The sequence below is a fragment of the Luteimonas salinisoli genome (assembly GCF_013425525.1).
GTDB classification, from domain to species: Bacteria; Pseudomonadota; Gammaproteobacteria; order Xanthomonadales; family Xanthomonadaceae; genus Luteimonas; species Luteimonas salinisoli.
In genome coordinates, this window is record NZ_JACCKA010000018.1 from 1 (window position 1) to 3,989 (window position 3,989).

The 3,989-nt window shown below is 73.8% G+C and carries 4 protein-coding genes; all 4 read right to left on the reverse strand.

What is annotated here, in order from left to right; genetic code table 11:
- Window positions 1-926 (reverse strand): threonine dehydratase (locus H0E84_RS02505; protein WP_257644024.1); only part of this gene is annotated, 926 nt, incomplete at its 3' end.
- Between the two features lie 8 nt (window positions 927-934).
- On the reverse strand, window positions 935-1,849 hold the full coding sequence (locus H0E84_RS02510) for an aminotransferase class IV (RefSeq protein ID WP_180677048.1): 915 nt from the start codon (window positions 1,847-1,849) through the stop codon (window positions 935-937).
- A gap of 134 nt (window positions 1,850-1,983) precedes the next feature.
- Window positions 1,984-2,220, reverse strand: a complete 237-nt coding sequence (locus H0E84_RS02515) for an ACT domain-containing protein (RefSeq protein ID WP_180677049.1) — start codon at window positions 2,218-2,220, stop codon at window positions 1,984-1,986.
- On the reverse strand, window positions 2,204-3,989 hold a 1,786-nt coding region (gene ilvG, locus H0E84_RS02520), incomplete at its 5' end, for an acetolactate synthase 2 catalytic subunit (RefSeq protein WP_257644025.1). The genes ilvG and H0E84_RS02515, both read right to left, overlap by 17 nt.

A 3,989-nucleotide genomic window follows, 5' to 3' on the forward strand; every position in this document is an offset into this window, starting at 1 on the left:
AGCCGCGACAGCACCGCGGCATCGAGGTTGCCGCCGGAGACCACCGCGCACTTGCGGCGACCGGCGACGCGGCGGCCGGCGGCCAGCGCCAGCGCGCCGGCGCCTTCGGCGATCACGTGTTCCTCCAGCGCCAGCCGCACCAGGGTCTCGCGCAGTTCGGCCTCGCGCACGATCACCACGTCGTCGAGCAGCTCCGCCAGCAGCGCGCGGGTGAGCCGGCCGGGCTCCTTGACCCGCACGCCGTCGGCCAGCGAGGCGGCCGGCTCTGCGCCGGTGGGCTCGCAGCGCAGCGCGCGCGCCATTGCGTCGACGCCTTCGACCTGGGCGCCGACGATGCGGACACCCTGCGATTTCAACGCCAGCGCGACGCCGGCCGCCAGCCCGCCGCCGCCGATCGGCACCAGCACCACATCGGGATTCATCGCCGCGGCGATCTCCAGGCCGACGGTGCCCTGGCCGGCGATCACGTCCGGATCGTCGAAGGCCGACAGCAGCCGGTAGCCGTTCTGCGCGGCCAGCTCGACGGCGAACGCGCGCGCCTGGTCGTAGCCGTCGCCGTGCAGGCGCACGGTGGCGCCCCAGTGCGCCACCCCCGCCACCTTGGTATGCGGCGCGCACTTGGGCATCACCGTGATCGCCTGCACCCCGAGCCGGTACGCGGCCCAGGCCAGGCCCTGGGCGTGGTTGCCGGCGGAGGCGGCGATCACCGGGCGGTGGTCGCCGCGCTCACGTGCCGCCAGCAGCGCGTTGAGCGCGCCGCGCACCTTGTACGAGCCGGTGCGCTGCAGGTTCTCCAGCTTCAGCCAGCAGCCGAAGCGCTCGGCGTGATGCAGCGGGGTGACGTCGAGATACCGGCGCAGCCGCGCCTGCGCGGCCAGCACGTCGGCGGCGGTGACGGATCCGGTGCGGGCGACGTCGGGCTCCATGGTCGCGCTCAGACCGGCGTCAGCCAGGCGGCCGACGCGGATTCGTGCCCGCGGATCACCCGTCCGTACAGCGCCGCCAGCTCGCGGCTGACCGGGTTGTCGCCATAGCCGCGGTCCTCGATGCGGGCGATCGGCGCCAACTCGGCGGCGGTGCCGCAGGCGAACACCTCGTCGGCGGCCAGCAGCTCCTCCAGGGTCAGCGGGCGGACTTCTGCGCCGGTCAGTGCGATCAGGGTGTCGCGGGTTATGCCGGGCAGCGCGTCGCGGTGCTCGACCGCGGTCACCCGGCCGCCGCTGACCGCGAACAGGTTGGCGCCGGTGCACTCGACCACGTAGCCGTCGCGGTCGACGAACAGGGCCTCGTCGAAGCCGCGCGCCTTGCTCTCGCGCTTGGCCAGGATCGAGTTGACGTAGGCGCCGCACAGTTTCAGCGGCGGCAGGGAGTCGGCCGGGTTGCGACGCCAGCTCGACACGCCCACGGTGGCGCGGGCTCCGCACAGGTGCACACGGGTGGCGGTGGTCGACACCATCATGTGCTGCGGATGGCCCTCGACGTCCAGGCCGAAGCCACCGGCGCCGAACCACGCCAGCGGGCGGATATAGGCGTCGCGATGGCGGTTGGCGCGCAGCGTCGCCAGCACCGCCTCGATCGCCGCGTCGACGTCGAAGTCCATGCCCAGCAGCACGGCGCCGCGGCGCATCCGCTCCATGTGCTCGGGCAGGCGGAACACCGCCGCGCCGTCGGCGGTGGCGTAGGCGCGGATGCCTTCGAACACGCCGCTGCCGTAGTGCATCGCGTGGGTGGTCAGGTCGGCCTGCAGGGTCTCGACGTCGGCCAGGGCGCCGTCGAACCAGAGCTGCGGACGGGCGGCGGGGCCGGCATCGGTGATCGGCGTGACGGTGGCGGTGTGGGCGGCGGACATCGGGAGTTCCGTGGTGGGTTCGGGAGGTCTGGAAGGGAGCGGTCAGGCGAGGATCGCGGAAGCGAGCGCTTGCCGGCGCGCTGCGGCGCGGGCGCTTCCGGCAGTCGCGGCAGCGGACGGGGAGCGGCGGGGATCTACGTGCATGGAGACACCTCCACCGACAGGCAGTCGTGCAGCTTCGCCAGCTGCCCGCGCAGGGCTTCGTCGCTGCGCTCGCCCTCGACGGTCATCCGCAGGTACCAGCGATCGCCGTCGGGGCGGGTCTCGCCGTCGACCGACAGCGGCCGGAAGCCGCGCCGTTCGGCGGCGCCGAGCACGCGCACCAGCGCGCCCTCGGCGCTGCGCAGGGTCAGATCAAGCCGGTAGCGCATGGGTGGGATCCTCGGGGGCGGGGCGGGCGGGGGCGCCGGTGGGCAACGACGACACCTCGTCGGCGTCGAGCATCTGCGCGTTGTTGTGGTTGGGCGGCACCAGCGGCCAGACGTTGGCGGCCGGGTCGATGGCGACGTGCAGCAGCGCCGGGCCCGGCACCGCCAGCAGACGTTCCAGCGCCGCGTCGACGCCATCGGCGCGCGCCAGCGAGATCGCCTCGATGCCGAACGCACGCGCCACCACGGCGAAGTCGGGGTTGTCGGACAGGTCGATCTCGGAGTAGCGGCGCTCGAAGAACAGCTCCTGCCACTGCCGCACCATGCCCAGCGCCTGGTTGTCCAGCACGATGATCTTCACCGGCAGCCGGTAGCGCGCCACCGTCGCCAGCTCCTGCACGTTCATCAGGAACGAGCCGTCGCCGCTGACGCAGACCACCTGGGCCGCCGGATCCTGCAGCTGGGCGCCGATCGCCGCTGGCAGGCCGAAGCCCATCGCGCCGAGCGCACCGCTGGTCAGATGCCGGCGCGGATGGGCGAAGCGGCAGTGCTGCGCCACCCACATCTGGTGCTGGCCGACGTCGCAGCTGACGATCGCCTCGGGCGCCAGTTCCGACAGCCGCCGCAGCAGCTTCGGTGCGTACACCCCCTCGCCGGGTGCGTCGTAGCGCGCCGCGAAGCGCCGGCTGCGGCGCTCGCACAGGTCGCCCCAGGCGCGGCGCGCGGCCGCGTGCCGGCCCTCGCGCGCCTGCGCGGCGCAGGGTGGCGTGAGCCGCTCGAGCGCGGCCGCGATATCGCCGTGCACCGCCACGTCGACGGCGCGCAGCTTGCCGATCTCGCAGCAGTCGGCGTCCAGGTGCAGCAACCGGGCTTCCGGCGCGAATTCCGCCAGCTTGCCGGTGGCGCGGTCGTCGAAGCGCGCCCCCACCACGATCAGCAGGTCGCTCTCCTGCACCGCGTGGTTGGCGGCGCGGCTGCCGTGCATGCCCAGCATGCCCAGGTTGCACCGGTGCTCCGCCGGCAGCGCACCCAGCGCCTTCAGGGTCAGCACCGCGGGAATCCGGGTGCGGTCGACGAACGTACGGAACGCCTCCACCGCGCCGGCCAGGGCGATGCCGCCACCGCCATAGACCACCGGGCGCTGCGCCTGTGCCACCAGCGCCGCCGCGGCGTGCAGCGAGGCATCCGTGGCAGCGTCCACCGGGGTCGTCGGCAGCGGCACGTGGGCCGGCAGGTGCGAGGCGTCGCCGATCTGCACGTCCTTGGGCAGATCGATCAGCACCGGTCCCGGGCGTCCGGAACGGGCGATACGGAAGGCTTCGGCGAACACCCCGGGCAGGGCTTCGACGCTGCGCGGCAGGAAGCTGTGCTTGACGATCGGCAGGGTCATGCCGAACACGTCCAGCTCCTGGAACGCGTCGGTGCCCATCAGCGGCGTGGCCACCTGGCCGGTGATGATCACCATCGGCACCGAATCCAGCATCGCGTCGGCGATCCCGGTGACCAGGTTCGAGGCGCCGGGCCCGGAGGTGGCCACGCACACGCCGACCCGGCCGCTGGCGCGCGCGTAGCCGTTGGCGGCGAACGCCGCGCCCTGCTCGTGGCGGACCAGTACATGGCGCAGTTCGGCGCCGTGCAGGGCGTCGTAGAACGGCATGATCGCCCCGCCCGGATAGCCGAACAGGGTGTCCACGCCCTCCGCCGCCAGCGCCCGCACCAGCCAGCGCGCGCCGTTGACCGGCGCCGTCGCCGCAGCCGGCGCGGGCGCGGCC

What these genes read in the sequence shown, in the direction of transcription:
- H0E84_RS02515 (WP_180677049.1), bottom strand. Translation starts at nt 2,220, where the DNA reads ATGCGCTACCGGCTTGATCTGACCCTGCGCAGCGCCGAGGGCGCGCTG.
- H0E84_RS02510 (WP_180677048.1), bottom strand. Translation starts at nt 1,849, where the DNA reads ATGTCCGCCGCCCACACCGCCACCGTCACGCCGATCACCGATGCCGGC.